This window comes from Streptomyces sp. NPDC057307 (assembly GCF_042667665.1).
GTDB lineage: Bacteria > Actinomycetota > Actinomycetes > Streptomycetales > Streptomycetaceae > Streptomyces.
This window is the reverse complement of sequence record NZ_JBHUZM010000006.1, coordinates 92,394-116,245: the sequence shown is the minus strand read 5'-3', so window position 1 is coordinate 116,245 and position 23,852 is coordinate 92,394. Positions and strand designations below refer to the sequence as shown.

General features: G+C 71.4%; 21 protein-coding genes. 15 read left to right on the top strand and 6 right to left on the bottom strand.

Annotated elements, in window-relative coordinates; genetic code table 11:
* Positions 1-21: 21 nt before the first annotated feature.
* A complete protein-coding gene (locus tag ACFUN8_RS04365; RefSeq protein WP_383631206.1) occupies positions 22-1,530 on the bottom strand; it encodes a sodium:solute symporter in 1,509 nt (502 codons plus the stop codon).
* A gap of 127 nt (positions 1,531-1,657) precedes the next feature.
* Between ACFUN8_RS04365 and ACFUN8_RS04360 the strand changes: the two genes are divergently transcribed.
* From ACFUN8_RS04360 to ACFUN8_RS04350, 3 genes are all read left to right on the top strand, one after another.
* Positions 1,658-3,094, top strand: coding sequence for a PucR family transcriptional regulator (locus ACFUN8_RS04360; protein ID WP_383631203.1), 1,437 nt, complete (start codon positions 1,658-1,660; stop codon positions 3,092-3,094).
* A gap of 147 nt (positions 3,095-3,241) precedes the next feature.
* Positions 3,242-4,399, top strand: a complete 1,158-nt coding sequence (locus tag ACFUN8_RS04355) for an acyl-CoA dehydrogenase family protein (RefSeq protein ID WP_383631200.1) — start codon at positions 3,242-3,244, stop codon at positions 4,397-4,399.
* Positions 4,400-4,442: 43 nt separating this feature from the next.
* A complete protein-coding gene (locus ACFUN8_RS04350) occupies positions 4,443-5,357 on the top strand; it encodes an acyl-CoA thioesterase (RefSeq protein WP_383631197.1) in 915 nt (304 codons plus the stop codon).
* A gap of 65 nt (positions 5,358-5,422) precedes the next feature.
* Here the strand turns inward: ACFUN8_RS04350 and ACFUN8_RS04345 are convergent, their stop codons facing one another.
* Positions 5,423-6,211 carry a phosphatase gene (locus tag ACFUN8_RS04345; RefSeq protein ID WP_382563470.1) on the bottom strand — a complete coding sequence of 263 codons (789 nt, stop codon included), beginning with the start codon at positions 6,209-6,211 and terminating at the stop codon, positions 5,423-5,425.
* Positions 6,212-6,398: 187 nt separating this feature from the next.
* On the opposite strand from ACFUN8_RS04345, the gene ACFUN8_RS04340 reads away from it, so the two are divergent.
* On the top strand, positions 6,399-6,884 hold the full coding sequence (locus ACFUN8_RS04340; RefSeq protein ID WP_383631194.1) for a peroxiredoxin: 486 nt from the start codon (positions 6,399-6,401) through the stop codon (positions 6,882-6,884).
* Between the two features lie 78 nt (positions 6,885-6,962).
* Here ACFUN8_RS04340 and ACFUN8_RS04335 read toward each other — a convergent pair whose 3' ends face one another.
* The gene (locus ACFUN8_RS04335) at positions 6,963-7,574 is read right to left on the bottom strand and encodes a TetR/AcrR family transcriptional regulator (RefSeq protein WP_383631191.1); all 612 of its coding nucleotides are present in this window, start codon (positions 7,572-7,574) and stop codon (positions 6,963-6,965) included.
* A gap of 121 nt (positions 7,575-7,695) precedes the next feature.
* Between ACFUN8_RS04335 and ACFUN8_RS04330 the strand changes: the two genes are divergently transcribed.
* The 6 genes from ACFUN8_RS04330 (at position 7,696) to ACFUN8_RS04305 (ending at position 15,151) form a co-directional block, all read left to right on the top strand.
* Positions 7,696-9,327 carry a carboxyl transferase domain-containing protein gene (locus ACFUN8_RS04330; RefSeq protein ID WP_383631188.1) on the top strand — a complete coding sequence of 544 codons (1,632 nt, stop codon included), beginning with the start codon at positions 7,696-7,698 and terminating at the stop codon, positions 9,325-9,327.
* Between the two features lie 40 nt (positions 9,328-9,367).
* A complete protein-coding gene (locus ACFUN8_RS04325) occupies positions 9,368-11,368 on the top strand; it encodes an acetyl/propionyl/methylcrotonyl-CoA carboxylase subunit alpha (protein WP_383631249.1) in 2,001 nt (666 codons plus the stop codon).
* A complete protein-coding gene (locus ACFUN8_RS04320; RefSeq protein WP_383631185.1) occupies positions 11,365-12,300 on the top strand; it encodes a hydroxymethylglutaryl-CoA lyase in 936 nt (311 codons plus the stop codon). Before ACFUN8_RS04325 ends, ACFUN8_RS04320 begins: the two co-directional genes overlap by 4 nt.
* A 2-nt stretch (positions 12,301-12,302) precedes the next feature.
* Positions 12,303-13,457 (top strand): acyl-CoA dehydrogenase family protein, encoded by a 1,155-nt coding sequence (locus ACFUN8_RS04315; RefSeq protein ID WP_383631182.1) that lies wholly within the window; start codon positions 12,303-12,305, stop codon positions 13,455-13,457.
* 172 nt (positions 13,458-13,629) lie between these two features.
* Complete coding sequence (locus ACFUN8_RS04310; protein ID WP_383631178.1) at positions 13,630-14,412, top strand: DUF899 family protein; 783 nt, start codon at positions 13,630-13,632, stop codon at positions 14,410-14,412.
* Between the two features lie 94 nt (positions 14,413-14,506).
* Positions 14,507-15,151, top strand: a complete 645-nt coding sequence (locus ACFUN8_RS04305; RefSeq protein WP_383631246.1) for a DNA alkylation repair protein — start codon at positions 14,507-14,509, stop codon at positions 15,149-15,151.
* Between the two features lie 22 nt (positions 15,152-15,173).
* Here ACFUN8_RS04305 and ACFUN8_RS04300 read toward each other — a convergent pair whose 3' ends face one another.
* Positions 15,174-15,527, bottom strand: coding sequence for a VOC family protein (locus ACFUN8_RS04300; RefSeq protein WP_383631176.1), 354 nt, complete (start codon positions 15,525-15,527; stop codon positions 15,174-15,176).
* 150 nt (positions 15,528-15,677) lie between these two features.
* Here ACFUN8_RS04300 and ACFUN8_RS04295 point away from each other — a divergent pair, with 150 nt between their 5' ends.
* On the top strand, positions 15,678-16,709 hold the full coding sequence (locus ACFUN8_RS04295; protein WP_383631173.1) for an ABC transporter substrate-binding protein: 1,032 nt from the start codon (positions 15,678-15,680) through the stop codon (positions 16,707-16,709).
* A 3-nt stretch (positions 16,710-16,712) separates the two neighbouring features.
* Positions 16,713-17,564 (top strand): siderophore-interacting protein, encoded by an 852-nt coding sequence (locus ACFUN8_RS04290; protein WP_383631170.1) that lies wholly within the window; start codon positions 16,713-16,715, stop codon positions 17,562-17,564.
* Positions 17,565-17,573: 9 nt separating this feature from the next.
* Here the strand turns inward: ACFUN8_RS04290 and ACFUN8_RS04285 are convergent, their stop codons facing one another.
* Positions 17,574-18,254, bottom strand: a complete 681-nt coding sequence (locus tag ACFUN8_RS04285; protein ID WP_383631167.1) for a lysophospholipid acyltransferase family protein — start codon at positions 18,252-18,254, stop codon at positions 17,574-17,576.
* Between the two features lie 444 nt (positions 18,255-18,698).
* Complete coding sequence (locus ACFUN8_RS04280) at positions 18,699-20,480, bottom strand: beta-N-acetylhexosaminidase (RefSeq protein ID WP_383631164.1); 1,782 nt, start codon at positions 20,478-20,480, stop codon at positions 18,699-18,701.
* 107 nt (positions 20,481-20,587) lie between these two features.
* On the opposite strand from ACFUN8_RS04280, the gene ACFUN8_RS04275 reads away from it, so the two are divergent.
* The 3 genes from ACFUN8_RS04275 (at position 20,588) to glmS (ending at position 23,838) form a co-directional block, all read left to right on the top strand.
* Entirely contained in the window at positions 20,588-21,487 is a 900-nt protein-coding gene (locus ACFUN8_RS04275; RefSeq protein ID WP_383631161.1) for a DUF4429 domain-containing protein, read from the top strand.
* 172 nt (positions 21,488-21,659) lie between these two features.
* Positions 21,660-21,941, top strand: coding sequence for a hypothetical protein (locus ACFUN8_RS04270; protein ID WP_382563447.1), 282 nt, complete (start codon positions 21,660-21,662; stop codon positions 21,939-21,941).
* Between the two features lie 67 nt (positions 21,942-22,008).
* A complete protein-coding gene (glmS, locus tag ACFUN8_RS04265; RefSeq protein ID WP_383631157.1) occupies positions 22,009-23,838 on the top strand; it encodes a glutamine--fructose-6-phosphate transaminase (isomerizing) in 1,830 nt (609 codons plus the stop codon).
* Positions 23,839-23,852 lie beyond the last annotated feature (14 nt).

The following is a 23,852-nucleotide window of genomic DNA, read 5'->3' as shown; positions in this document are numbered from 1 at the left end:
CGGCGCCGCCGGGCGCCGGGCTCAGCCCGTGCTTCCCGCCGGGACGGAGCCGGGCCGGGAGGCGTCCCCGCTCACGGCGGCGCCTTCGGTGTCCTCGCCCGCGAGGCGGCGGCGCCACGCGGCCAGCACGGCCGCGTCCGTCGGCCTCGTCGCGAGGCTGACGACGACGTAGACCACCAGTGAGGCGATCAGCCCGTAGTAGATGGGCTCGTTGGCCAGGATGCCGTACGCGATCATCAGGCCGATCACCGAGAGACCGCCGACGACCATCGCGGCGAGCGCGCCCTGCACGGTGCCGCGCCTCCACAGGAGGCCGCCGAGGATGGGCACGAGCAGGCCGCCGACGAGGAGGTTGTACGCGACGGTCAGTGCGCCGACGACGTCGTTGAGCGCGATGGCGATACAGATGACGGCGAGGCCCATGACCAGGATGAAGGCGCGGTTGTCCTTGACCTCGTCCCGCTCCCCCGCCACGTCCGGCCGTCCCTCGCGCTGTCCGACGAGGCTCCGCAGCCGCGCCCAGATGTCGTTGTTGGCGACGGTGGCGCAGGCGATCAGCGCGCCCGAGGACGTCGACATCACGGCGGCGAGGGCGGCGGCGAGCACCAGTCCCCTTACGCCCGGCGGGAGTTCGTCCTTGACGATGGTGGCGAACGCGTCGTCGGCGCTCGGCAGGGTCGGGTAGAGGACCTTGGCGGCGGTGCCGATGACGGCTCCGGCTATCGCGTAGACGAGACAGTAGGTACCGGCGACGGTGCCGCCCCAGCGGGCGGTCCTGTCGCCGCGCGCGGTGAACACGCGCTGCCAGATGTCCTGCCCGATGAGCATGCCGAAGGTGTAGATCAGCACGTACGTGAAGATCGTCTCGCCGCCGATGCCCAGCGGGTCGAAGTACTCCGTGGGCAGCTTCGCCTTCATCTCGCCGAAGCCGCCCGCCTTCACCACGGCGATGGGCAGCAGGAGCAGCAGCACACCGATCGTCTTGACGACGAACTGCACCATGTCGGTGAGCGTGATCGACCACATGCCGCCGAGCGCCGAGTACGCGACCACGATGGCGCCGCCCAGGATGATCGCGACGGTGCGGTGCATGCCGAAGAGGACGTCGAAGATCGTGGCGTACGCGATGGTCGAGGTGACCGCGAGCATGAGGGTGTAGGCCCACATGACCAGCCCCGAGATGATGCCGGCGCGTCCTCCGTACCGCAGGTCGAGCATCTCGGAGACGGTGTAGACCTTCAGCCGGGCGATACGCGCGGAGAAGAACACCGACAGGGCCAGCAGTCCGAGGCCGATGGTGAAGACCATCCAGGCGCCGGAGAGACCGTACTGGTAGCCGAGGCCGACGCCGCCGATGGTGGAGGCGCCGCCGAGGACGATGGCGGCCATGGTGCCGGAGTACATCCAGGGGCCGAGCCGGCGGCCGGCCACCAGGAACTCACTCTTGGACTTGGCGCGGCGCATGCCCCACCAGCCCATGGCGAGCATGCCGGCGAGATAGACGACGATCACCGCGTAGTCCACAGCCATGGGGCTTCCTCCTGCTCCTGGTCAACTCCGGGGTGGTGCCTTGTGCGAGTCGACGGTAGGTGGCCGGAAAGGAACGCTGAAGTGTACGTTTCATCCATTCCTCTCCCCGCCGATGGATGGACCATCCATGCCGGAACCCTCCGCTCCGCCCACTCCGCCGGTCCCGCTGGCCGCACTGCTCGCGGACGGCACGCTCGGCCTGCGCCTGATCGCGGGTCTGCCGGACGCCCGTACGGAGGAGGTGGCCGTCCACTGGGTGCACACCTCGGAGATGGCCGATCCGTATCCGTATCTGCTCGGCGGTGAGCTGCTGCTGACGGCGGGCGTCCAGCTCACGGACGCGCACGCCGACACCTATGTACGGAGGGTCGTCGAGGCGGGCGCGGCTGCGCTCGGCTTCGGGGTCGCGCCGGTGTACGACACGGTCCCGGCCGGCCTGGTCGAGGCGTGCGACCGCCATGGGCTGCCTCTGTTGGAGATCCCCCCGCGTACGCCGTTCACCACGGTGGCGCGCGGGGTGTGGCGGCTGATGGCCGAGGCCCGCCACCGCGAGCTGCGCCGGGTCACCGAGGCCCAGCAGGGCCTCGCGGCGGCCGCCGCCCGCCCCGACCCGGTCCCGGCGGTGCTGCGCCAGCTCGCGCTCCGCCTCGGCGGCCGCGCGGTGCTGTTCGCCCCCGACGGCGCGGAACTGCACGCCACGGGCCGGGACCCGGCACCGGGATCCCGTACGGCGCTGGTCCGGCTGTCGCGCCTGGTGAACCCGCCGCACGGCACGGCAGCCGACACCGTCGGGGGCGCGCGCCTGGCCGCCTACGCGCTGGGCGGCGGCCAGGGCCTGGTCCTGGGCGTCGCCGCCGGGGGCCGGGAGGCCGGGGACCACACCGTCACGGGCGTGGCGGTCGTCCTGCTGTCACTGCTCACGGCGCCGCACCAGGGCGCGGCGGAGGCGGCGCGCTCGGCGGCGCTCGTACGCCTCCTGCTGGGCGCCACCCCCACCGAGGCGGCGCCGCTGCTCGGCCCCGGCCCGTGGACCGTGGTGCACGCGCAGGGCGGCGACACGCCCTTCGCCGCGTCGGCGCTGGCGGCGGCGCTCGGCAGCGCGCTGGCCGAGACGGACGGCACCACGATCCGCGTCCTCACCGACCGCCCGGTCACCGCCCAGCCGGGCTGGACGCTCGGGGTGAGCACCCCGGTCCCGCCGACCGCACTGGCCGAGGCCGACACCCAGGCTCGGCGCGCCCTGCGCCGCGCGGAGGCGACCCGTACGGCACTCGTCCGCCACCACGAGCCGGCCCCGGACGCCCTGACCGCACTGCTCCCTCCTGAAGAGGCCGCGGCCCACGCCCGTTCCCGCCTCTCCCCCCTCGCCGGCTCCCCCGCGCTGACCGAGACCCTGCGCACCTGGCTCTCCCTGCACGGCAGTTGGGACCGTACGGCGGTGGCCCTGACGGTCCACCGCAACACGGTGCGCCAACGCATCGCCCGTTGCGCGACACTGCTGGAGGCGGACCTCGACGAGGCGGACGTACGGATGGAGTTGTGGTTCGCGCTGCGGTGGCTGTGAGCCGGGCCCGGCTGTGACGCCTTCAACTCCCTGTGGTCTGGACACCCGTGCGAACCCCCCGGTAACTTGAGGTGAGCAAGCGCTTAGACATAGCGCCCCAGACTGCTCACACCGCTCAGACCGCTCAGACCGAAGGAGAGGGCTTCCGTGCGCCGTAGCGTTTACAACGAGGACCACGAGGCGTTCCGGGAGACCCTCCGCGCCTTCATCGAGGCCGAGGTCGTCCCCGTCTACGACGAGTGGTACGCCGAGGGCCTGGTCCCCCGCGAGTTCTACTACAAGCTCGGCGAGCTGGGCATATTCGGTATCGAGGTGCCGGAGGAGTACGGGGGCGCGGGCGAGGAGTCGTTCAAGTTCCAGGCGATCGTCTCCGAGGAGTGCGCCCGCGCCGGGGTCTCCTTCGGAGGTTCGAGCGTGCATGTGGCGCTCTGCCTGCCGTACGTGAAGGCGTACGCCACCGAGGAGCAGAAGAAGCGCTGGCTGCCCGGCTTCGTGACCGGCGAGAGCATGTACGCCATCGCGATGACCGAGCCCGGCACCGGCTCCGACCTCGCGGGCATGAAGACCACGGCCAAGCTCTCCGCCGACGGTTCGCACTACGTCCTCAACGGCGCGAAGACCTTCATCACCGGCGGCGTGCACGCCGACCGCGTCATCGTCTGCGCCCGGACCGCCCCGCCGAGCCCGGAGGACCGCAGGCACGGCATCTCGCTCTTCGTCGTGGACACGAAGTCCGAGGGGTACGCGGTCGGCCGCAAGCTCGACAAGCTGGGGCTGAAGTCCTCGGACACCGCCGAACTGTCCTTCAGCGACGTCAAGGTGCCCGTCGACGATCTGCTCGGCGAGGAGAACAAGGGCTTCTCCTACCTCGGCCAGAATCTGCCGCAGGAGCGCCTGGGTATCGCCGTCGGCGCGTACGCGCAGGCGTCGGCCGCGATCCGGTTCGCGCAGAACTACGTCCAGGACCGCACCGTCTTCGGCAAGACCGTCGCCTCCTTCCAGAACACCAAGTTCGAACTGGCCGCCTGCAAGGCCGAGGTCGACGCCGCCGAGGCAGTCTGCGACCGCGCCCTCGAAGCCCACGACGCGGGTGAGCTGTCCGCCGCGGAGGCCGCGTCGGCGAAGCTCTTCTGTACGGAGGTCGCGCACCGCGTGATCGACAAGTGCCTTCAGCTGCACGGCGGTTACGGCTACATGAACGAGTACCCGATCGCCCGCCTGTACGCGGACAACCGCGTCAACCGCATCTACGGCGGCACCAGCGAGGTCATGAAGATGATCATCGCCAAGTCCATGGGCCTCTAGGCCATAAGGGCCGCGAGCCAGGACCAGGGACACGATCAGCACCATGAACGCACTGGAGTCCCTCCTCGATCTGCTCGACCTGGAGCGCATCGAGGAGGACATCTTCCGCGGTCTCAGCCGCTCCGCGGCGATCCCGCGCGTCTACGGCGGCCAGGTCGCCGCACAGGCCCTGGTGGCCGCGGGCCGTACCGTCCCCACGGACCGGTCGGCCCACTCCCTGCACTCGTACTTCCTGCGCGCGGGCGATCCCGGCGCCCCGATCGTCTACACGGTCGACCGCATCCGTGACGGCCGGTCCTTCACCACGCGCCGGGTCGTGGCCGTCCAGCACGGCCAGCCGATCTTCCACCTCTCCGCGTCCTTCCAGACGTACGAGGAGGGGCTGGAGCACCAGGCCGGGATGCCGCCGGCGCCGGATCCGGAGACTCTGCCGACCGCGGCCGAACTGCTGCCGCGCCACGCGGACCGGTTCGTCGACCCGTCCGTCGCCGACCGGCTGCTGGAGGCCCGTGCCGCGGTGGATCTGCGGTACGTGGACGCCCCGCCGTACGCCACGGCCGGACGGCCGCGCGAGGCCCGCTCGCAGGTGTGGTTCCGCACGGTCGGCAAGCTCGCCGACGACCCGCTGCTGCACGTCTGCCTGGCGACGTACGTCTCCGACATGACACTGCTCGACTCGGTGCTGCTCGCGCACGGCAGGGGCGGCTGGGCGACCGGCGACATCGTCGGGGCGAGCCTGGACCACGCGATGTGGTTCCACCGGCCCTTCCGGGCGGACGAGTGGCTGCTGTACGACCAGACGTCGCCGTCCGCGTCCGGTGGCCGGGGGCTCGGGCAGGCCCGGATCTACACGCGGGACGGGCGGCTGGCGATCTCGGTGATCCAGGAGGGCGTCATGCGCGTACCGAGGGAATCCGGCGACGGTGGGACCGGCCGGTCCGGGGCGGGGCGCGACTGAGCCCGGCCGCTGTGCCTGTCCTCAGCGCCGGGCTGCTGTGGTGCCGTGGTGCCGCTCGTCCGTGCTCAGACGGTGTTCGTGAGGCCGGCCTCGTGCAGCAGGTACTCCGTCATCGGGTCGTAGAAGCGCGGGTCCGTGACGTGGTCGTCCAGCGGGACCGTCACCTGGAGGGTGCCCTCCGCCTCGCCGATGAACAAGGCCGGGTCGTTGCAGTCCGCGTACCCGATGGAGTCGAGCCCCCGCTGGCCCGCACAGCCCGCCCAGCCGTGGTCGGCGAGCACCAGGTCCGGCTGTGGTCTGCCGTCGCGCTCCAGGCCGTCCAGGATGGCCCGCATCGGCTCGGGCGAGTGGGTGTGCCAGAGCGTCGCCCCGCGCTCCAGCATGGCGACGCCCGCGAACTGGAAGAGCATGCCCTCGTCGGCCGTGAGGCCGCCGGGGATCCGGATGATCTCGCAGCCCGCCAGCCGCAGCGCGTCCGCCGTCTGCCGGTGCACGTCCAGCAGGCCACCGGGGTGGCCGGTCGCGAACAGCACGCTCTCACGGCCCGCCGCCGCCTTGCGCAGCCGCGCCGCCATCCGCCCCAGGGCGTCGACGGTCAGCTCGGGGTCGATGGTGTCCTGGCCGTGCCGGTGCTCCGGATCGTCGTTGACCCCGCACCGCTCGGCCATCACGGCCAGCACGTCCTGCTCGTCCGTCCAGCGGTCGCCGAGCTCCAGGCCCAGCCAGAAGTGGCGGTCGCCGTTGGCGAGCTTGCGATAGTGGGAGAGGTTGTTGTCCCTGGGTGTGGCCACGTCTCCGGCGATGCGCGTGCGGACGAGGTGGTCGACGAGAGCTTCGCGGCTGGGTATCGGCATGAGCCCATTGTGCCGTCAGATGTACGCGCGGTGCCGCTCGTCCCGGTGACTGGACGTACCGGGCACGATCCGAGGCGGTGTCCGCGCCGAGGACGGCAACCGCACGACGGACGAGAAGACGACGAAGAGTGTGCGACGAGCGGAGTGCCCCGACAGCGGTGCGCCCGAACCAGCGAAGGAGCCTCTTGTGGCAGCATCACCCGGCCTCGGCCGTCCGGTGGAGAACTTCACCCTGCCCGGCGGGGTGCTCGACGGCGACGACACCTTCGTACGGAGGGAGTACCGCCTCGACGAGCGGCGGGGCCACCCGCTGGTCCTCGCCTTCTACCCCGGCGACGACACGAGCGTCTGCACCAAGCAGCTGTGCTCGTACTCCAGCGGTCTGGAGACATTCACCGACCTCGGCGCCGAGGTGTGGGGCATCAGCCCGCAGGACATCGACAGCCACGAGGCGTTCGCCCGTAAGTACGGCCTGCGGATCCCGCTGCTGGCCGACACCGAGCGGACGGTGGCGAAGGCGTTCGGGATCGCCGCGCCCGGGATCGGGCTGCGCCGCGCGGTCTTCCTGATCGCGCCGGACGGCACGCTGCACTGGAAGCACGTGGCACTGCTCGGCGCGACGTTCCAGCCGGTGGAGACGCTGGCCAGGGAGCTGACCGCGCTCAAGGCGTGACGTCTTGCGAGTCAGGGCGTGACGTCCTGGGAGTCAGGGCCATGACGTCCCCCGAGTCGGGGTGTGACGTCCCCGGGATCAGGGCGTGACGTCCTGGGAGTCGCCGAGGGCGGCGAACGCGCCGTGCGCCAGACGGCGCAGGAGCGTTTCCGCCACCGCGCGCCGGGGTGTGCCGCGGCCGGTGGGGCTCAGATGGGGCGTCGAGTTCAGCAGGCCGAAGACGGCGTGCACGGCGCCGCGGGCGACCGGCTCGGGAAGCTCCTGGTGGATCTCGCGCACGACGCCGACCCACAGCTCCACGTACTGCCGCTGGAGCTGCCGCACGAGCTTGCGGTCGCTGTCCCTGAGGCGGTCCAGCTCCCGGTCGTGCAGCGTGATCAGCGGGCGGTCGTCCAGGGCGAAGTCGATATGGCCGTCGATCAGCGAGGCGAGCACGGCCGCCGGGTCGCCGGCCGAGGCCGCCACGCGCTTCCTGCCGCCGTCCAGCAGCCGGCCGCTGATGCCGACGAGCAGTTCGGCGAGCATGGCGTCCTTGCCCGCGAAATGGCGGTACAGGCCCGGCCCGCTGATACCGACGGCCGCCCCTATCTCGTCGACGCCCACCCCGTGGAAACCGCGCTCGGCGAAGAGCCTGGCGGCCTCGTTGAGGATCTGCTCGCGGCGCGTCGGTGCCGCGGTCCTGGTGCTCATGGAAATCCATTCTAGACAGGACGGTTAGCGGTCGTTAACCTGAGACCGAAACGTTAACGCTCACTAACCACGCGTGGTGAACGGGCGGGACCGGCCAAGACGGAGCGAGGGAGCTCGACCGATGCAGCAGGCACCCGTGCTGGCGAGCGCCGCCGACCCGGCGTCGGAGGCCTGGCGCGCCAACGAGGCGGGGCATCAGGCGCTCTCGGACGCCCTGCGCGACCGGCTCGCCGCCGCCCGGCTCGGCGGCGGTGAGAAGTCCCGCGCCCGGCATGTGGCGCGCGGGAAGCTGCTGCCCCGCGACCGGGTGGACACCCTGCTGGATCCCGGCTCGCCCTTCCTGGAGCTGGCCCCGCTGGCGGCCGAGGACATGTACGGCGGCCAGGCGCCGGCGGCCGGCGTGATTGCCGGGATCGGCCGGGTCAGCGGCCGTGAGGTGGTCGTGGTCGCCAACGACGCCACGGTCAAGGGCGGGACGTACTACCCGATGACGGTGAAGAAGCATCTGCGCGCCCAGGAGGTCGCGCTGGAGAACAGGCTGCCGTGCGTCTATCTCGTGGACTCGGGCGGCGCCTTCCTGCCCATGCAGGACGAGGTCTTCCCCGACCGTGACCACTTCGGCCGGATCTTCTACAACCAGGCGCGGATGTCCGGCGCCGGCATCCCGCAGATCGCGGCCGTCCTCGGTTCCTGCACGGCGGGCGGCGCGTACGTGCCCGCGATGAGCGACGAGGCCGTGATCGTCCGCGGCCAGGGCACGATCTTCCTGGGCGGCCCGCCGCTGGTGAAGGCGGCGACCGGCGAGGTCGTCACCGCCGAGGAGCTGGGCGGCGGAGAAGTCCACTCCCGTACGTCGGGGGTCACCGACCATCTCGCCGAGGACGACGCGCACGCGCTGCGCATCGTCCGCACGATCGTCTCGACGCTGCCCGAGCGCGGCCCGCTGCCCTGGCGGGTCGAGCCGGCGGAGGAGCCGAAGGTCGACCCCGCGGGGCTGTACGGGGCGGTGCCGGTCGACTCGCGCACGCCGTACGACGTCCGTGAGGTCATCGCGCGGCTCGTGGACGGCTCGCGGTTCGCGGAGTTCAAGTCCGAGTTCGGCACGACGCTGGTCACCGGCTTCGCCCGGATCCACGGCCACCCGGTGGGGATCGTCGCCAACAACGGCATCCTGTTCTCCGAATCGGCCCAGAAGGGCGCGCACTTCATCGAGCTGTGCGACCAGCGCGGCATCCCGCTCCTCTTCCTTCAGAACATCTCCGGGTTCATGGTCGGCAAGGCGTACGAGGCGGGCGGCATCGCCAAGCACGGCGCGAAGATGGTGACGGCCGTGGCGTGCGCGCGCGTGCCCAAGCTCACGGTCGTGGTCGGCGGCTCCTACGGCGCGGGGAACTACTCGATGTGCGGCCGGGCCTACTCCCCCCGCTTCCTGTGGATGTGGCCCAACGCCAAGATCTCGGTGATGGGCGGCGAACAGGCCGCCTCCGTCCTGGCGACGGTCAAGCGCGACCAGATCGAGGGGCGCGGCGAACAGTGGCCGGCCGAGGAGGAAGAGGCGTTCAAGGACCCGGTGCGCGCGCAGTACGAGACGCAGGGCAACGCCTATTACGCGACGGCGCGGCTCTGGGACGACGGGGTGATCGACCCGCTGGAGACCCGTCAGGTGGTGGGTCTGGCGCTGACCGCCTGCGCCAACGCCCCGCTTCCTCAGAAGGACAGCACCGCCCCCGGCTTCGGCGTCTTCCGGATGTGAGTGACAGATGACCACCATGACCACCCCTTCCACGACCGGCATGTTCGACACGGTCCTCGTCGCGAACCGCGGCGAGATCGCGGTCCGCGTCATCCGTACGCTGCGCGCGCTCGGCATCCGTTCCGTCGCGGTCTTCAGCGACGCCGACGCGGACGCCCGGCATGTACGGGAGGCGGACACCGCCGTCCGGATCGGCCCGGCGCCCGCCTCCGAGAGCTATCTGGTGAGCGACCGGCTGCTGGAGGCCGCGGCCCGTACGGGCGCCCAGGCGGTCCACCCGGGCTACGGCTTCCTCGCGGAGAACGCGGCCTTCGCGCAGGCGTGCGCGGACGCCGGGCTGGTCTTCATCGGCCCGACCGCGTCCGCCATCTCCCTGATGGGAGACAAGATCCGCGCCAAGGAGACGGTGGCTGCGGCCGGTGTTCCGGTGGTGCCCGGCTCCTCCGGCAGCGGGCTGACCGACGACCAACTGGCCGAAGCGGCCAAGGAGATCGGGATGCCCGTGCTGCTGAAGCCGTCGGCGGGCGGCGGCGGCAAGGGCATGCGGCTCACCCGGCTGGAGTCGGCCCTGCGGGACGAGATCGCGGCGGCCCGGCGCGAGGCCCGCGCGTCCTTCGGCGACGACACGCTCCTCGTCGAGCGGTGGATCGACCGGCCGCGCCACATCGAGATCCAGGTGCTGGCCGACGGGCACGGCAACGTGGTCCATCTCGGCGAGCGCGAGTGCTCGTTGCAGCGCCGCCACCAGAAGATCATCGAGGAGGCGCCGTCCGTCCTGCTGGACGAGAAGACGCGCGCGGCGATGGGCGAGGCCGCGGTGCAGGCGGCACGCTCCTGCGGCTACCGGGGCGCGGGGACGGTCGAGTTCATCGTCCCGGGCGAGGACCCCGCGTCGTACTTCTTCATGGAGATGAACACCCGCCTCCAGGTGGAACATCCCGTCACCGAGCTGGTCACCGGCCTGGATCTGGTCGAGTGGCAGCTGCGTGTCGCCGCCGGTGAGCGGCTCCCGTTCACCCAGGAGGACATCACCCTCACCGGGCACGCGATCGAGGCCCGGATCTGCGCGGAGGACCCCGCACGCGGCTTCCTGCCGTCGGGCGGCCGGGTGCTGTCCCTGCGCGAGCCGGGGGGCGACGGTGTCCGTACGGACTCGGGCCTGAGCGAGGGCACGGAGATCGGGAGCCTGTACGACCCGATGCTGTCGAAGGTGATCGTGCACGCCCCCGACCGCCCGACGGCGCTGCGCAGACTGCGGGCGGCCCTGGCGGAGACGGTGACGCTGGGCGTCCCGACCAACGCCGGCTTCCTACGGAGGCTGCTGGCCCACCCCGCCGTCGTGGCGGGCGAGCTGGACACAGGACTGGTGGAGCGGGACGCGGACTCTCTGGTACCGACGGAGGTGCCGCCGGAGGTGTACGAAGCGGCGGCGGCGGTACGGGAATCGGCCCTGGCCCCCGCTCCGAGCCCGGTCACCGGCTGGACCGACCCCTTCTCCGTACCGAACGGCTGGCGGATGGGCGCCGCGCCCGTCCCCGTCACCCACCAGCTGCGAGTGACGGGACATGAACCCGTTACTCACCGACTGCTCGGCTCCGGCCCGTCGGCGCGCGTGGAGCCCGGCCGGGTGACCGTCACGGTCGACGGGGTGACGCACACCTTCCACCGCGCGGCCGACTGGCTCGGCAGGGACGGCGACAGCTGGCACGTACAGGACCACGATCCGGTCGAGGCGGCGCTGCTCGGCGCCGCCGGCGCGGGGGGTCTCGACGCGCTGACGGCCCCGATGCCCGGCACGGTCACGGTCGTCAAGGTGGCCGTCGGGGAGGAAGTCGTCGCGGGCCAGGGCCTGTTGGTGGTCGAGGCGATGAAGATGGAGCACGTCATCTCCGCCCCGCACGACGGCACCGTCACGGAGCTGGACGTCACGGCGGGCTCCACCGTCGCGATGGACCAGGTGCTGGCGGTGGTGGCCCCGGCCGCCTCCGCCGAGGCTCCTGAGGTCCCTGAGGTCCCTGAGGCTCCCGAGGAGGAGAGATGACGCTTCCGATGACCGTCATGGACGAGGGCCTGCCGACCCGGATCCGTATCCACGAGGTGGGCGCGCGCGACGGCCTCCAGAACGAGGCGACGATCGTCCCGACGGAGATCAAGGCGGAGTTCATCCACCGCCTCGCCGCCGCCGGACTCACCACCGTCGAGGCGACCAGCTTCGTCCACCCCAAGTGGGTGCCCCAACTGGCCGACGCCGAGCAGCTGTTCCCCCTGGTGCGCGACCTGGAGAACGTACGGCTGCCCGTCCTCGTACCGAACGACCGCGGTCTCGACCGGGCGCTGGCCCTCGGCGTCCGTCAGGTGGCGGTCTTCGCCAGTGCGACCGAGTCCTTCGCCAAGGCCAATCTGAACCGGACGCTGGACGAGTCCCTCGCCATGTTCGAGCCGGTCGTCGCCCGCGCCCGCGCGGAGCGGCTCCATGTCCGGGGCTATCTCTCGATGTGCTTCGGCGACCCGTGGGAGGGGCCCGTCCCCGTCGACCAGGTCGCCCGGATCGTCAGGACCCTGGTCGACATGGGCTGCGACGAGGTGAGCCTCGGCGACACGATCGGCGTGGCGACGCCCGGCCATGTGCAGAGCCTGCTCGCCACGCTCATCGAGGAAGGCGTGCACGTCTCGAAGATCGGCGTGCACTTCCACGACACGTACGGCCAGGCACTCGCCAACACCTTCGCCGCGCTCCAGCACGGCGTGACCACCGTCGACGCGTCCGCGGGCGGCCTGGGCGGCTGCCCGTTCGCGAAGAGCGCCACCGGGAATCTCGCCACCGAGGACCTCCTGTGGATGTTGCAGGGCCTCGGTATCGACACCGGGGTCGACCTCGGCCTGCTCACCGCCACCAGCGTGTGGATGGCCGAACAGTTGGGGCGACCCAGCCCCTCCCGCACCGTAAGCGCTCTCTCCCACAAGGAGTCCTAGCCATGTCCCTGGACCACCGGCTCTCACCGGAGCACGAGGAACTGCGCCGTACCGTCGAGGCGTTCGCGCAGGACGTCGTCGCGCCGAAGATCGGCGACCTCTACGAGCGGCACGAGTTCCCGTACGAGATCGTGCGCGAGATGGGCCGGATGGGCCTGTTCGGCCTGCCCTTCCCGGAGGAGTACGGCGGCATGGGCGGCGACTACATGGCGCTCGGCATCGCCCTGGAGGAGCTGGCCCGCGTCGACTCGTCCGTGGCCATCACCCTCGAAGCGGGCGTCTCGCTCGGCGCGATGCCGCTGCACCTCTTCGGTACGGAGGAGCAGAAGCGGGAGTGGCTGCCGCGCCTGTGCTCCGGCGAGGTCCTGGGCGCCTTCGGTCTGACCGAGCCGGAGGCGGGCTCGGACGCGGGCGGCACGCGCACGACGGCCGTACGCGACGGCGACGAGTGGGTCATCAACGGCTCGAAGTGCTTCATCACCAACTCGGGCACGGACATCACCGGCCTGGTCACGGTCACGGCGGTCACCGGCCGCAAGGCGGACGGCCGCCCGGAGATCTCCTCGATCATCGTCCCGTCCGGCACCCCCGGCTTCACGGTCGCGGCCCCGTACTCGAAGGTCGGCTGGAACGCGTCGGACACCCGCGAGCTGTCGTTCTCCGACGTCCGCGTCCCGCTGACGAATCTGGTCGGCACGGAAGGCCGCGGGTACGCGCAGTTCCTCCGGATCCTGGACGAGGGCCGCATCGCCATCTCCGCGCTGGCGACGGGGCTGGCACAGGGCTGCGTGGACGAGTCGGTGAGATACGCCAAGGAGCGCCACGCCTTCGGCCGCCCGATCGGCGCGAACCAGGCCATCCAGTTCAAGATCGCCGACATGGAGATGCGCGCCCACATGGCGCGCCTCGGCTGGCGCGACGCGGCGTCCCGTCTGGTCCACGGCGAGCCGTTCAAGAAGGAGGCGGCGCTGGCGAAGCTCTACTCCTCCACGGTCGCGGTGGACAACGCCCGCGAGGCCACCCAGATCCATGGCGGCTACGGCTTCATGAACGAGTATCCGGTGGCCCGTATGTGGCGCGACTCGAAGATCCTGGAGATCGGCGAGGGTACGAGCGAGGTCCAGCGGATGCTGATCGCGCGGGAGTTGGGGCTGTAGGGGCCCGCCGGGTCACCCTTCCGGCGGCGCGTGACCGACCGACGTGTTCCGGGAGCCGACTCGCCGGGGGCGCCCGCTGCGGCGATGAGTTCCGGACGGCGCGGGAGTCTGTACTGGTGACCGGCGTAGGACGTCGTACGACGGTCACCCGCACCAGACACACGGAGGACCCATGACGACCACGCCGAGCGACCCGAACACTCCGCTCCCCGGCCGCCCGCCCATCGCCGACCTGGCCACCTGGCAGGCGGCCCGTGACGAGCTGCTGGTCCGCGAGAAGGCCCACACCCACGAGGGCGACGCCATCGCCGCGGCCCGCCGCCGACTGCCGATGGTGGAGTTCGACGGGACGGTCGAGGTCGTCGGAGCCGACGGCCCGGTCCCGTTCCTGGACCTGTTCCAGGGCCGCGACGAGCTGGTGGTCTACAAGCACATGTGGTGGGACGGCGCGCCGCACCAGGGGCAGTGCGAGGGCTGCACCGTCACCGCGTGGCACCTGAAGGACCCCGTCTACCTCAACGCCCGCGGCGTCTCCTTCGCCATCCTGACCACGGGTACGTGGGACGAGGTGGCCCCCTTCGTCGAGTTCATGGGCTACACCCAGCCCTGGTACTCGGTGCGCGACGTGGCGGAGCCGGTCGGCGGTGACATGGGCTATCTCACCTCCTTCCTGCGCGACGGCGACCGTGTGTTCCTCACCTACTCCACGACGGGCCGTGGCACCGAGCCGGCCAGCGGATCCTTCACCCTGCTCGACATGACGCCCTACGGCCGCGGCGAGGCGTGGGAGGACAACCCCGAGGGCCGGCCCGAGGGGCAGGGCCCGTGCTGGTACTGGCGCACGGACGTGGACGGCAACGCCACCTGGGGCCCGACCGGCCGCCCCGCACCGCAGTGGACGCGCCCCGGCGCGGGCCCCGAGACGACCCTCGGCCGGCAGGGCGACCACCACTGACCGGCGTCGTACGCTGGGCACGCGCACCCGCACCCGCACCCGCACGCGACGGAAGCAGGAGGCCGAGGTGACCGACACGAGCGTGGCCGAGGTCATGGCCGAGCTGGCCGCCCTGGAGGACCCGAGGGCGCGCGCGGTGAACGAGAAGCACGGTGACGATCACGGGGTGAACCTCGGCAAGCTCCGTTCACTCGCGAAGCGGCTGAGGACACAGCAGGAACTCGCCCGACGGCTCTGGGAGACGGACGACACCGCGGCGAGACTGCTGGCGCTGCTGATCTGCCGCCCGAAGGCGTTCGGGGGCGCCGAGTTGGACGCCATGCTGCGTGAGGCGCGCGCGGCGAAGGTGCACGACTGGCTCGTGAACTACGTGGTGAAGAAGAACCCCCACCGCGAAGAGCTGCGGCTGGCCTGGTCCGCCGATCCGGATCCGGTGGTCGCGAGCGCCGGCTGGGCGCTGACCACGGATCGCGTGACGAAGAAGCCCGCCGGTCTCGATCTCGCGGGGCTGGTCGATGTCATCGAGGCGCGGATGAAGGACGCGCCGGACCGCTTGCAGTGGGCGATGAACCACTGCCTGGCGCAGATCGGCATCGAGCATCCCGAGCATCGCGCCCGTGCGATCGACATCGGTGAGCGCCTGGAGGTGCTCAAGGACTACCCGACGCCGCCGGGGTGCACGTCCCCGTACGCCCCTGTCTGGATCACCGAGATGGTGCGCAGGCAGCAGGCCACGTAGGTGCGGATCCCGGGGCCGGTCGTCAGCGGTGGCCGAGCACGTTGACGACCCGGCCGCCGGGATCGCGGACGAAGAAGCGGCGTACGCCCCACTCCTCGTCCCGCAGCGTGTGCACGATCTCCGCGCCGCTCGCCCGCACCGCCGCGTAGGCCGCGTCCACGTCGGCCACCTCGACGCTCATGTCGGGGACGACGGGCGCGGTCGCGTCCTCGGTGAGGAAGCTGATCTGCGCGGCGGGGGTCGACGGAGAGGCGAGGGTCATGATCCACCCTTGGTTCATGACCTCCTCCAGCCCCAGCAGGCCGTAGAACTCCCGGCTCTGGTCCAGCGCTTCGGGCTGCACGTGGATGTTGGGCACGACGCGGTGAACGGACATCGCTGGCTCCTGTGGAGAGGTGGGACGACTCCCCCACTCTGCCCCGGACCTCGGACATCCGCCCCGTACGTCACGGTAAGCAAGGTTAGGCTAACCTACCTGAACCGGCCCATCGGTCGGTCTCCGGCGCGTACGAAAGCGGACATCGACATGCCCAACGCCCTCAGCTCGCCCCTCAGCCGTCGCGGTGTTCTCGCCGCCGGTGGTGCCGTCGGTCTCGGCCTCGCGCTCGCCGCCTGCGGGAGCGGCGACGACGACAAGGAAGGCGCGGGCACGGGCGGCGACGCGAAGGCGGGACCCTGGTCCTTCAAGGACGACCGCGGTGAGACGGCGAAGGCCGACAGCGTGCCGAAGAGCATCGTCGCCTTCACCGGCACCGCCGCCGCGCTCCACGACTACGGGATCGAGGTCAAGGGCGTCTTCGGGCCCACCACCACCAAGGACGGCAAGCCGGACATCCAGGCGGGGGACCTCGATGTCACGAAGATCGAGATTCTCGGCAACGTCTGGGGCGAGTTCAACGTCGAGAAGTACGCGGCGCTCGCCCCTGACCTGCTCGTCACCGCGCAGTGGGTCGAGGGTGAACTCTGGTACGTCCCCGAGCAGTCCAAGGACAAGATCCTCAAACTGGCCCCCGGCGTGGCGCTCCGGGCGGCGGAGACCACCGTCCCCAAGGCGATCCGGCGCCACGCGGACCTCGCCGAGTCCCTGGGCGCGGACCTGGGAGCCGCGAAGGTGACCACCGCCAAGGCCAGGTTCGAGAAGGCGGCGGGCCGGCTGCGGGCGGCCGCGAAGTCCAAGCCTGACATCAGGGTGCTGGTCGGCTCGGCCAGTCAGGACCTGTTCTACGTCTCGCTCGCCAAGATGTCCGCCGACACCCTCTACTTCCAGGAACTCGGCGTGAAGTTCGTCGAGCCGAAGGTGAACGCGCAGGGCTTCTTCGAGGAGTTGAGCTGGGAGAACATCGACAAGTACCCGGCCGACATCATCATGATGGACAACCGTTCCTCAGCCCTCCAGCCCAACGCGCTCTCCTCGAAGCCGACTTGGGCGAGGCTGCCCGCCGTCGAGGCCGGCCAGGTCGTCCCCCGCGTCACGGAGCCCATCTACTCGTACGACAAGTGCGCGCCGATCCTCGAAGATCTCGCCGCGGCCATCGAGAAGGCCCGGAAGGTCGCCTGACCCATGACGACCGCGACGGCCGGCACGGCTCCGTTCCGCTTCTTCGCGCTTCAGGTCGTACGGACACGGCGGCTCGGGCCGTCGCTCGTCCGCGTCACCTTCGGCGGCGACACCCGGCGCGACACCGGCCTCACCGGCTTCGCCGCCGGCGGGCGCGACCAGAGCCTGTCGCTGTTCCTGCCCCTGCCGGGACAGTCGGCGCCCGTCGTCCCCGTCGAGGAGGGTGACGGCTGGTGGGCGGCCTGGCGCGCGCTGCCGGAGGACGTACGGGCCGTGATGCGCTCGTACACGGTGCGCGAACAGCGCCACGGGCCGGACGAGTTGGACATCGACTTCGCCCTGCACCCCGACGGCGGGCCGGCCTGCCGCTGGGCGGGCGGCGCGGTGCCCGGCGACCGTGTGCTCGTGCTCGGGCCCGCCGTCGCGGACAACACGGCGGTCCGCTTCCGGCCCCCGGGCGACACCGACTCCGTACTGATCTGGGCCGACGAGACGTCCCTGCCCGCGGCCGCCGCCATCCTGGAGTGGCTGCCCGCCGGGACGAGGGCGCGGGTGTGGCTCAGCGTGCCGTACGCCGCCGACCGGACGGAGCTGCCGACGGCGGCCGACGCGACCGTCCACTGGCTGGCGGGCGACGAGGACGCCCCGTCGGCCCTGGACGCGGTACGCGCAGCCGAGTTGCCCGGCACCGCGCCGTACGCGTGGCTCGCCGGCGAGGCCGGGACGGTGCGGGAGCTGCGCCGCCATCTCGTACGGGAGCGCCGGCTGGACCGCGGGCATGTCACGTTCGTCGGCTACTGGCGGCGGGGGCTGAGCGAGGAGCAGTTGCGGGAGGAAGCGGCGAAGACGCCGTGACCGAGCCCGTCAGACCGTCGCCGCCACCGCCGCGACCGGGGCCGGGGGCGCCACGGACCGGCCGACCGCGGTCAGCCACGCCGCGGTGACCGCGGTGTGGGCCCGCGTCGTGGCGGTCGGCAGATCGCCCGTCAGCCGCACCGGGGCGCCGATGTGCACCCGCAGGTCCGGGCGGCGCAGCGGCGCGGTGGCCAGGACCGCGAGCTGCCCCGGTCCACTGCCCGACATCACGCGCCGGGCTCCGGTCTGTCCGAGCGGGACGACCGGGGCACCGGTGGCGGCGGCGAGGCGGGCCAGACCGCTGCGGAACGGGCGGGGAGGCGTCTCGGTGCCGAGGGCGACGTCCGGGATGCCGCCCTCGCCGTAGATGAGGACGATCCGGCCCCGGGCGAGCGCGGCGGCGGCGTCTTCGAGGCAGCCGGCGGCCCGTGGGTCGGCGCGACGGACGGGGATGTGCCCGCCACGGGCGAGCGCCCGCCCCAGAAGCGGTACGCGCCACAGCCCCGCCGCCGCCATCACGACCGGCTCGACGTCCAGCCGACGCAGCGCGGCGAGCACGATCGCCGGGTCGCTGAGCGACGTGTGGTTCGCGGCGACGATGCTCCCGGGCGCCAACTCGGCGTCCCCGTCCAGCGTGACCGTGAGCCGCCCGAAGAACGGCACCAGCGCGGCGGCTGTACGGCTGAGCATGAGGGGCCTCCGGGGTGGAAGGTGCGCGACGGCGTGCGACGGCTCTCATGGTCGCCGGAAGCGCGGCCGGCGGCGTGAGTACCCGTACTCAACCACCCGGCTCAACCACCCCGCACCGCAGGCCCGTTGCCGCCCACCCGCCGGAACCGACCCGCGCCGCAGGCCCGTTCCCACCCGGCCCGCCAACCGGCCCCGGTCCCAGTCCGGGTACCCCCACTCCAGACCCACCGCGGCCGTCGGCGCCGCGACCCGGACCGCCTTCGTCACCCCGCGCTCGAACACCGTGCTCCACTCGCCGAACTTCCGAACGCTCAACGGCCACTTGCCCGTTGTCGCCCAGACCGACAGCGGCTCCCTACCGAGGGCCGTTCGAGCGGCCCGGCGGGCGCCCGTGCTCGTGCGTGGTGCCGCACGGGCGCCCGTCTCGTCAGCGGTGGCCCGGGGTCACTCCGCGGGCCACGGCACCACCGGCGAGCGGTAGTAGTCGATCCCCAGAGCCGTCAGCCGCGGCCCCTGGGCGGCCAGCCGCTTCTTGTACGTGTCCCAGTCCCGCGCGGACTGCGGGGACCAGCCGATCTCCGCGACACCCGGCAGCCTCGGGAACGCCATCTTCTCGATGTTGTCGCTGGTCACCAGGGTCTCCGACCAGAGCGGCGCCTCGACGCCCAGCACCGCGCCGGGGTCGACCCCCGCGTCGGCGAGATAGGCCGCCGGGTCCCAGTCGTACGAGCGGTCCACCTCCACCAACCCGGCCCAGCTCTGGCCCAGTTCGGTGTTCCGGTCGTACTTCATGTCGAGATAGACCCGGTCGGCCGGTGACAGGACCAGCTTCGTGCCGGCCTTCGTCGCCTCGGCGACCTGCGCGCGCTCGGCGGCGCCCGTGGCGTCGTAACCCCAGTACTGGGCGACCGCGCCCTTCACCGGGTCGGCGCCGGTCAGCTGGTGCCAACCCATCACCTTCTTCCCGTACTCGCCCACCACCGCCTGCGTCCGCCGCATGAACTCCACATAGTCCGCGTGGCTGGTGGAGTGGGCCTCGTCGCCGCCGATGTGCAGATATCTGCCGGGTGTCAGCGCGGCCAGCTCACGCACCACGTCGTCCACGAAGTCGTACGTGATCTCCTTCGGCGCGCACAGCGAGCTGAAGCCGACGGCCGTGCCGGTGTAGAGCGGCGGCGCGACGCCGTCGCAGTTCAGCTCGGCGTACGAGGCGAGAGCCGCGTTCGTATGGCCCGGCATGTCGATCTCCGGGACGACTTCGAGATGGCGGGACGCTGCGTAGCGCACCAGCTCGCGGTACTGGGCCTTGGTGTAGTACCCGCCGGGGCCGCCGCCGACCTGGGTCGAACCGCCGTACGTGGCGAGTCGCGGCCAGGAGTCGATCGCGATGCGCCAGCCCTGGTCGTCGGAGAGGTGCAGATGCAGGGTGTTGATCTTGTAGAGGGCCAACTGGTCGATGTAGCGCTTGACTTGGTCGACACCGAAGAAGTGCCGTGAGACGTCGAGCATCGCGCCCCGGTACGCGTAGCGCGGCTTGTCGGTGATGGTGCCGCCCGCGACCTTCCAGGGGCCGCGCTGCCGGCTGTCGCGCTCCACGGCGGCCGGGAGGAGCTGCCGCAGTGTCTGGACGGCGTGGAAGAGCCCGGCGGGCTTGCGGGCCGTGAGGGTGACCCCGTCACGGCCCGACTCCAGACGGTAGCCCTCGTCGCCGAGCGCGCGGTCCCGGTGGCCGGACGTCAGCCGCAGCCGGATCCCGTCGTCGCCGCGCCCCCGGTTCCGGTCGTCGTCGGCGATCCGCAGGTCGTAGCCGGTGGCGGGCCGCAGCAGCCCCGCCAGATAGGTACCGACGCGCCGTGCCTCGCGGGAGTCGTCGTCGACCCGGATCCGGGTCGAGGCGGTGATGGAGTACGGCGTGCCGCCCGGCCGCACCGAGGCGGGCACGGGGACGACCTCCCCGAGCGGCCTGGTGGCCGAGCCGGCTCCGGCCGCCGCGGCGCCGGGCCCGGGAGCGGCGACGGCGCCGGAGGCGGCCACGCACGAGAACAGGGCGACCGCGACGAGCAGCGGTCCGGGGAGTCGGCGGGAGGCGGATCGGGGGGATGAGGAGGACGTGGCGGATGTGGGGGATGTGGGGGGTGTTCCGTGCTGTCTCACAGGCTTGCCCCTTCGACGGAGTTCACGACTGTGGATCCACGACGGTGGTGCGTAGCGCCCGAACCTTCCCATCGGAACCCCGAGCCCCGTCCGTGGTCAAGGTGTAGACCATTTCTTCGGCACCTTCTTCCGCACCTTCTTCGACACCTGCTTCGGCCCCTCGATGGAAGAATCGGCGCATGGCGGAAATCATCCAGAAGGACGGCACCTGGACCTTCGACGGCGACACGGTGCGCATAGTGCCCGGCAGCGACAAGCGGGTGAGTCTGCTGCGCAAGTCACTCGGCGAAGTCGCCGTGCCGCTGCGGGCGTTGGCGGGCGTGACCTTCGAGCAGGGCCGTAAGTCCGGGCGGCTCAGGCTGCGGCTGCGCGACGGCGCCGACCCGCTCACGAGGGTCGCCGGGGGCAAGCTGGACGACGGCTCCGACCCGTATCAGCTGACCGTGGAGAACGACCGCGCGGGCGTCGCCGAGTACTTCGTCGACGAGGTGCGCAACTCCCTGCTGCTCGACGAGGTCGACTCGGGTCCCACCGGGCACTATCTGCTGCCCGGCCCGTCCCTGCCGATCACGATGAGCGCGGGTGACGGCACGGCCACCTTCGACGGCGAGGAGATCCGTCTGGAGTGGAACTGGAAGACCGAGGAGTCCAAGTCCTCGCGTGGCACCACCACCCTCTCGCTCGGCGATGTGGAGGCCGTGGAGTGGCGGCCGAGCGCCGGCATGGAGAACGGCTTCCTGCGCTTCCGGGTCGGCCGGGGCAATTCCCCGGCTCCGAAGTACGACCCGCACGCCGTGGAGCTGTACGGCTTCCGCAAGGACCCGCTGATGGCGCTGGTGGCCGCCGCCGTGGTCGCCCGGCTGCCGCACCCCAACGCGGACACCCCCGCGCCCGCCCTCCTCGCCAAGGCACCCGAGCCGGCCGACGCCGTCCCCGTGCCGGCCCCCGCCCCGGCGAGTGGCGACGACCATGACGCGCTGCTGCGCAGACTGCGTGAGCTGGGCGAGCTGCACCAGGCCGGGATCCTGACGGCGGAGGAGTTCACGACCGCCAAGCAGGCCGTACTGAAGCGCCTCTGAATTCGGCTGCGAATGCGGCTGCGTGTACGGCTCCGCGTACGGCTCCGCGTACGGCTCCACCTACCGCCCCGAAAACGCCCGCGCCACGCACCACGCAAGAGATCATGAACACTCCTGCCCGGAATCGGGCAGGATTCTTGCAAAGAGCCCCGCGCGCCCGCAGTATCTACGGGTGCTCGAACGCCGTTCACCCTCGTCCCACGACGACCTCGTCGACCATCTGGTCCGCAGCACCGCGCTCCCGCGCGGCGAGGCGGCCCGGGTGATCCTGGACGTGCTGGCGTACTTCGACGAGACCACCGAGGAATTCGTCCGGCGCAGACACCGCGAGCTACAGGCCGGCGGCGCCACGAACCCGGAGATCTTCGAGCGGATCGCGGCCGAGCTGCCGCACCGCGCGGTGGCACCGCCGGAGCTGTCCCTCAGACAGCTCCGGCGCATCGTCTACGGCTGAGCCGGCTGAGCGGGCTGGGCCGGGCACCGCATCACCACAGAACATCGACGGAGGGGCAGAGACTGATATGTGCGGGATCGTCGGTTACATCGGAAGGCGCGACGTCGCTCCACTGCTGCTTGAGGGCCTGCAGCGGCTGGAGTACCGGGGTTACGACTCCGCCGGCCTGGTCATCACCGGCAAGGCGACGGCGGGCAAGCCCGCGGCCCTGAAGATGGTCAAGGCCAAGGGCCGTGTCCGGGAGCTGGAGTCCCGCGTCCCCAAGCGCTTCGCCGGTACCACCGGCATCGCGCACACCCGCTGGGCCACCCACGGCGCCCCGAGCGACGAGAACGCGCACCCGCACCTCGACCCGGAGAACAAGGTCGCCCTCGTCCACAACGGCATCATCGACAACGCCACCGAGCTGCGCGTGAAGCTGGAGGCCGACGGTGTCGTCTTCCTCTCCGAGACCGACACCGAGGTCCTGACCCATCTCATCGCGCGCTCCCAGGCCGAGACGCTGGAGGAGAAGGTCCGCCAGTCGCTGAAGCTGGTGGAGGGCACGTACGGCATCGCCGTCCTGCACGCCGACTTCGCCGACCGTATCGTCGTCGCCCGCAACGGCTCGCCCGTCGTCCTCGGCATCGGCGAGAAGGAGATGTTCGTCGCGTCCGACGTCGCCGCGCTGGTCTCCCACACCCGCCAGGTCGTCACGCTCGACGACGGCGAGATGGCCACCATCAAGGCCGACGACTTCCGTACGTACACCACCGAGGGCTCGCGCACCTCGGCCACGCCGACCACCGTGGAGTGGGAGGCCGAGTCGTACGACATGGGCGGCCACGACACGTACATGCACAAGGAGATCTCCGAGCAGCCCGAGGCCGTGGACCGGGTGCTGCGCGGCCGGATCGACGACCGGTTCTCGACCGTGCACCTGGGCGGTCTGAATCTGGACGCGCGCGAGGCGCGCGGGGTGCGGCGCATCAAGATCCTCGGCTGCGGGACCTCGTACCACGCGGGTCTCATCGGCGCCGGGCTGATCGAGTCGCTGGCGCGGATCCCGGCGGACGCCGAGCCCGCGTCCGAATTCCGTTACCGCAACCCGGTCGTGGACCCCGACACGCTCTACATCGCCGTGTCGCAGTCGGGCGAGACGTACGACGTCCTGGCCGCCGTGCAGGAACTCAAGCGCAAGGGCGCCCGGGTGCTCGGCGTGGTCAACGTCGTCGGCTCGGCGATCGCCCGCGAGACCGACGGCGGTGTGTACGTGCACGCGGGCCCCGAGGTCTGCGTCGTCTCCACCAAGTGCTTCACCAACACCGTGGTCTCCTTCGCGCTGCTCGCGCTGCACCTGGGCCGGATCCGGGATCTGTCGGTCGCCGACGGCAAGCGGATCATCGCGGGGCTGCGCAGGCTGCCCGCCCAGATCGAGGAGATCCTGGAGTCCGAGGCGGAGATCAAGAAGGTGGCGGAGGAGTACGCGGACGCGAAGTCGATGATGTTCATCGGCCGGGTACGCGGCTATCCGGTGGCACTTGAGGCCTCGTTGAAGCTCAAGGAGATCTCGTACATCCACGCCGAGGCTTATCCGGCCTCGGAGTTGAAGCACGGCCCCCTCGCGCTCATCGAGCCGGCGCTGCCGACGGTGGCGATCGTGCCGGACGACGATCTGCTGGAGAAGAACCGCGCGGCGCTGGAGGAGATCAAGGCGCGCAGCGGCCGGATCCTGGCGGTCGCGCACCAGGAGCAGCCGAAGGCCGACCAGACGATCGTGGTACCGAAGAACGAGACGGAGCTGGACCCGATCCTGATGGGCATCCCGCTCCAACTGCTCGCCTATCACACGGCGTTGGCACTGGGCCGGGACATCGACAAGCCGCGCAACCTCGCGAAGTCCGTGACGGTGGAGTAGAACCGGCGTCGAGG

Excerpts from the sequence above, each read along its gene's own strand:
- ACFUN8_RS04365 (WP_383631206.1), bottom strand. The coding sequence starts at position 1,530 with ATGGCTGTGGACTACGCGGTGATCGTCGTCTATCTCGCCGGCATGCTC.
- ACFUN8_RS04350 (WP_383631197.1), top strand. The coding sequence starts at position 4,443 with ATGAACGCACTGGAGTCCCTCCTCGATCTGCTCGACCTGGAGCGCATC.
- ACFUN8_RS04305 (WP_383631246.1), top strand. The coding sequence starts at position 14,507 with ATGGCCGAGCTGGCCGCCCTGGAGGACCCGAGGGCGCGCGCGGTGAAC.
- ACFUN8_RS04295 (WP_383631173.1), top strand. The coding sequence starts at position 15,678 with ATGCCCAACGCCCTCAGCTCGCCCCTCAGCCGTCGCGGTGTTCTCGCC.
- glmS (WP_383631157.1), top strand. The coding sequence starts at position 22,009 with ATGTGCGGGATCGTCGGTTACATCGGAAGGCGCGACGTCGCTCCACTG.
- ACFUN8_RS04300 (WP_383631176.1), bottom strand. The coding sequence starts at position 15,527 with ATGTCCGTTCACCGCGTCGTGCCCAACATCCACGTGCAGCCCGAAGCG.
- ACFUN8_RS04345 (WP_382563470.1), bottom strand. The coding sequence starts at position 6,211 with ATGCCGATACCCAGCCGCGAAGCTCTCGTCGACCACCTCGTCCGCACG.
- ACFUN8_RS04320 (WP_383631185.1), top strand. The coding sequence starts at position 11,365 with ATGACGCTTCCGATGACCGTCATGGACGAGGGCCTGCCGACCCGGATC.
- ACFUN8_RS04335 (WP_383631191.1), bottom strand. The coding sequence starts at position 7,574 with ATGAGCACCAGGACCGCGGCACCGACGCGCCGCGAGCAGATCCTCAAC.
- ACFUN8_RS04360 (WP_383631203.1), top strand. The coding sequence starts at position 1,658 with ATGCCGGAACCCTCCGCTCCGCCCACTCCGCCGGTCCCGCTGGCCGCA.
- ACFUN8_RS04310 (WP_383631178.1), top strand. The coding sequence starts at position 13,630 with ATGACGACCACGCCGAGCGACCCGAACACTCCGCTCCCCGGCCGCCCG.
- ACFUN8_RS04280 (WP_383631164.1), bottom strand. The coding sequence starts at position 20,480 with ATGGGAAGGTTCGGGCGCTACGCACCACCGTCGTGGATCCACAGTCGT.
- ACFUN8_RS04290 (WP_383631170.1), top strand. The coding sequence starts at position 16,713 with ATGACGACCGCGACGGCCGGCACGGCTCCGTTCCGCTTCTTCGCGCTT.
- ACFUN8_RS04325 (WP_383631249.1), top strand. The coding sequence starts at position 9,368 with ATGTTCGACACGGTCCTCGTCGCGAACCGCGGCGAGATCGCGGTCCGC.
- ACFUN8_RS04330 (WP_383631188.1), top strand. The coding sequence starts at position 7,696 with ATGCAGCAGGCACCCGTGCTGGCGAGCGCCGCCGACCCGGCGTCGGAG.
- ACFUN8_RS04275 (WP_383631161.1), top strand. The coding sequence starts at position 20,588 with ATGGCGGAAATCATCCAGAAGGACGGCACCTGGACCTTCGACGGCGAC.
- ACFUN8_RS04315 (WP_383631182.1), top strand. The coding sequence starts at position 12,303 with ATGTCCCTGGACCACCGGCTCTCACCGGAGCACGAGGAACTGCGCCGT.
- ACFUN8_RS04285 (WP_383631167.1), bottom strand. The coding sequence starts at position 18,254 with ATGCTCAGCCGTACAGCCGCCGCGCTGGTGCCGTTCTTCGGGCGGCTC.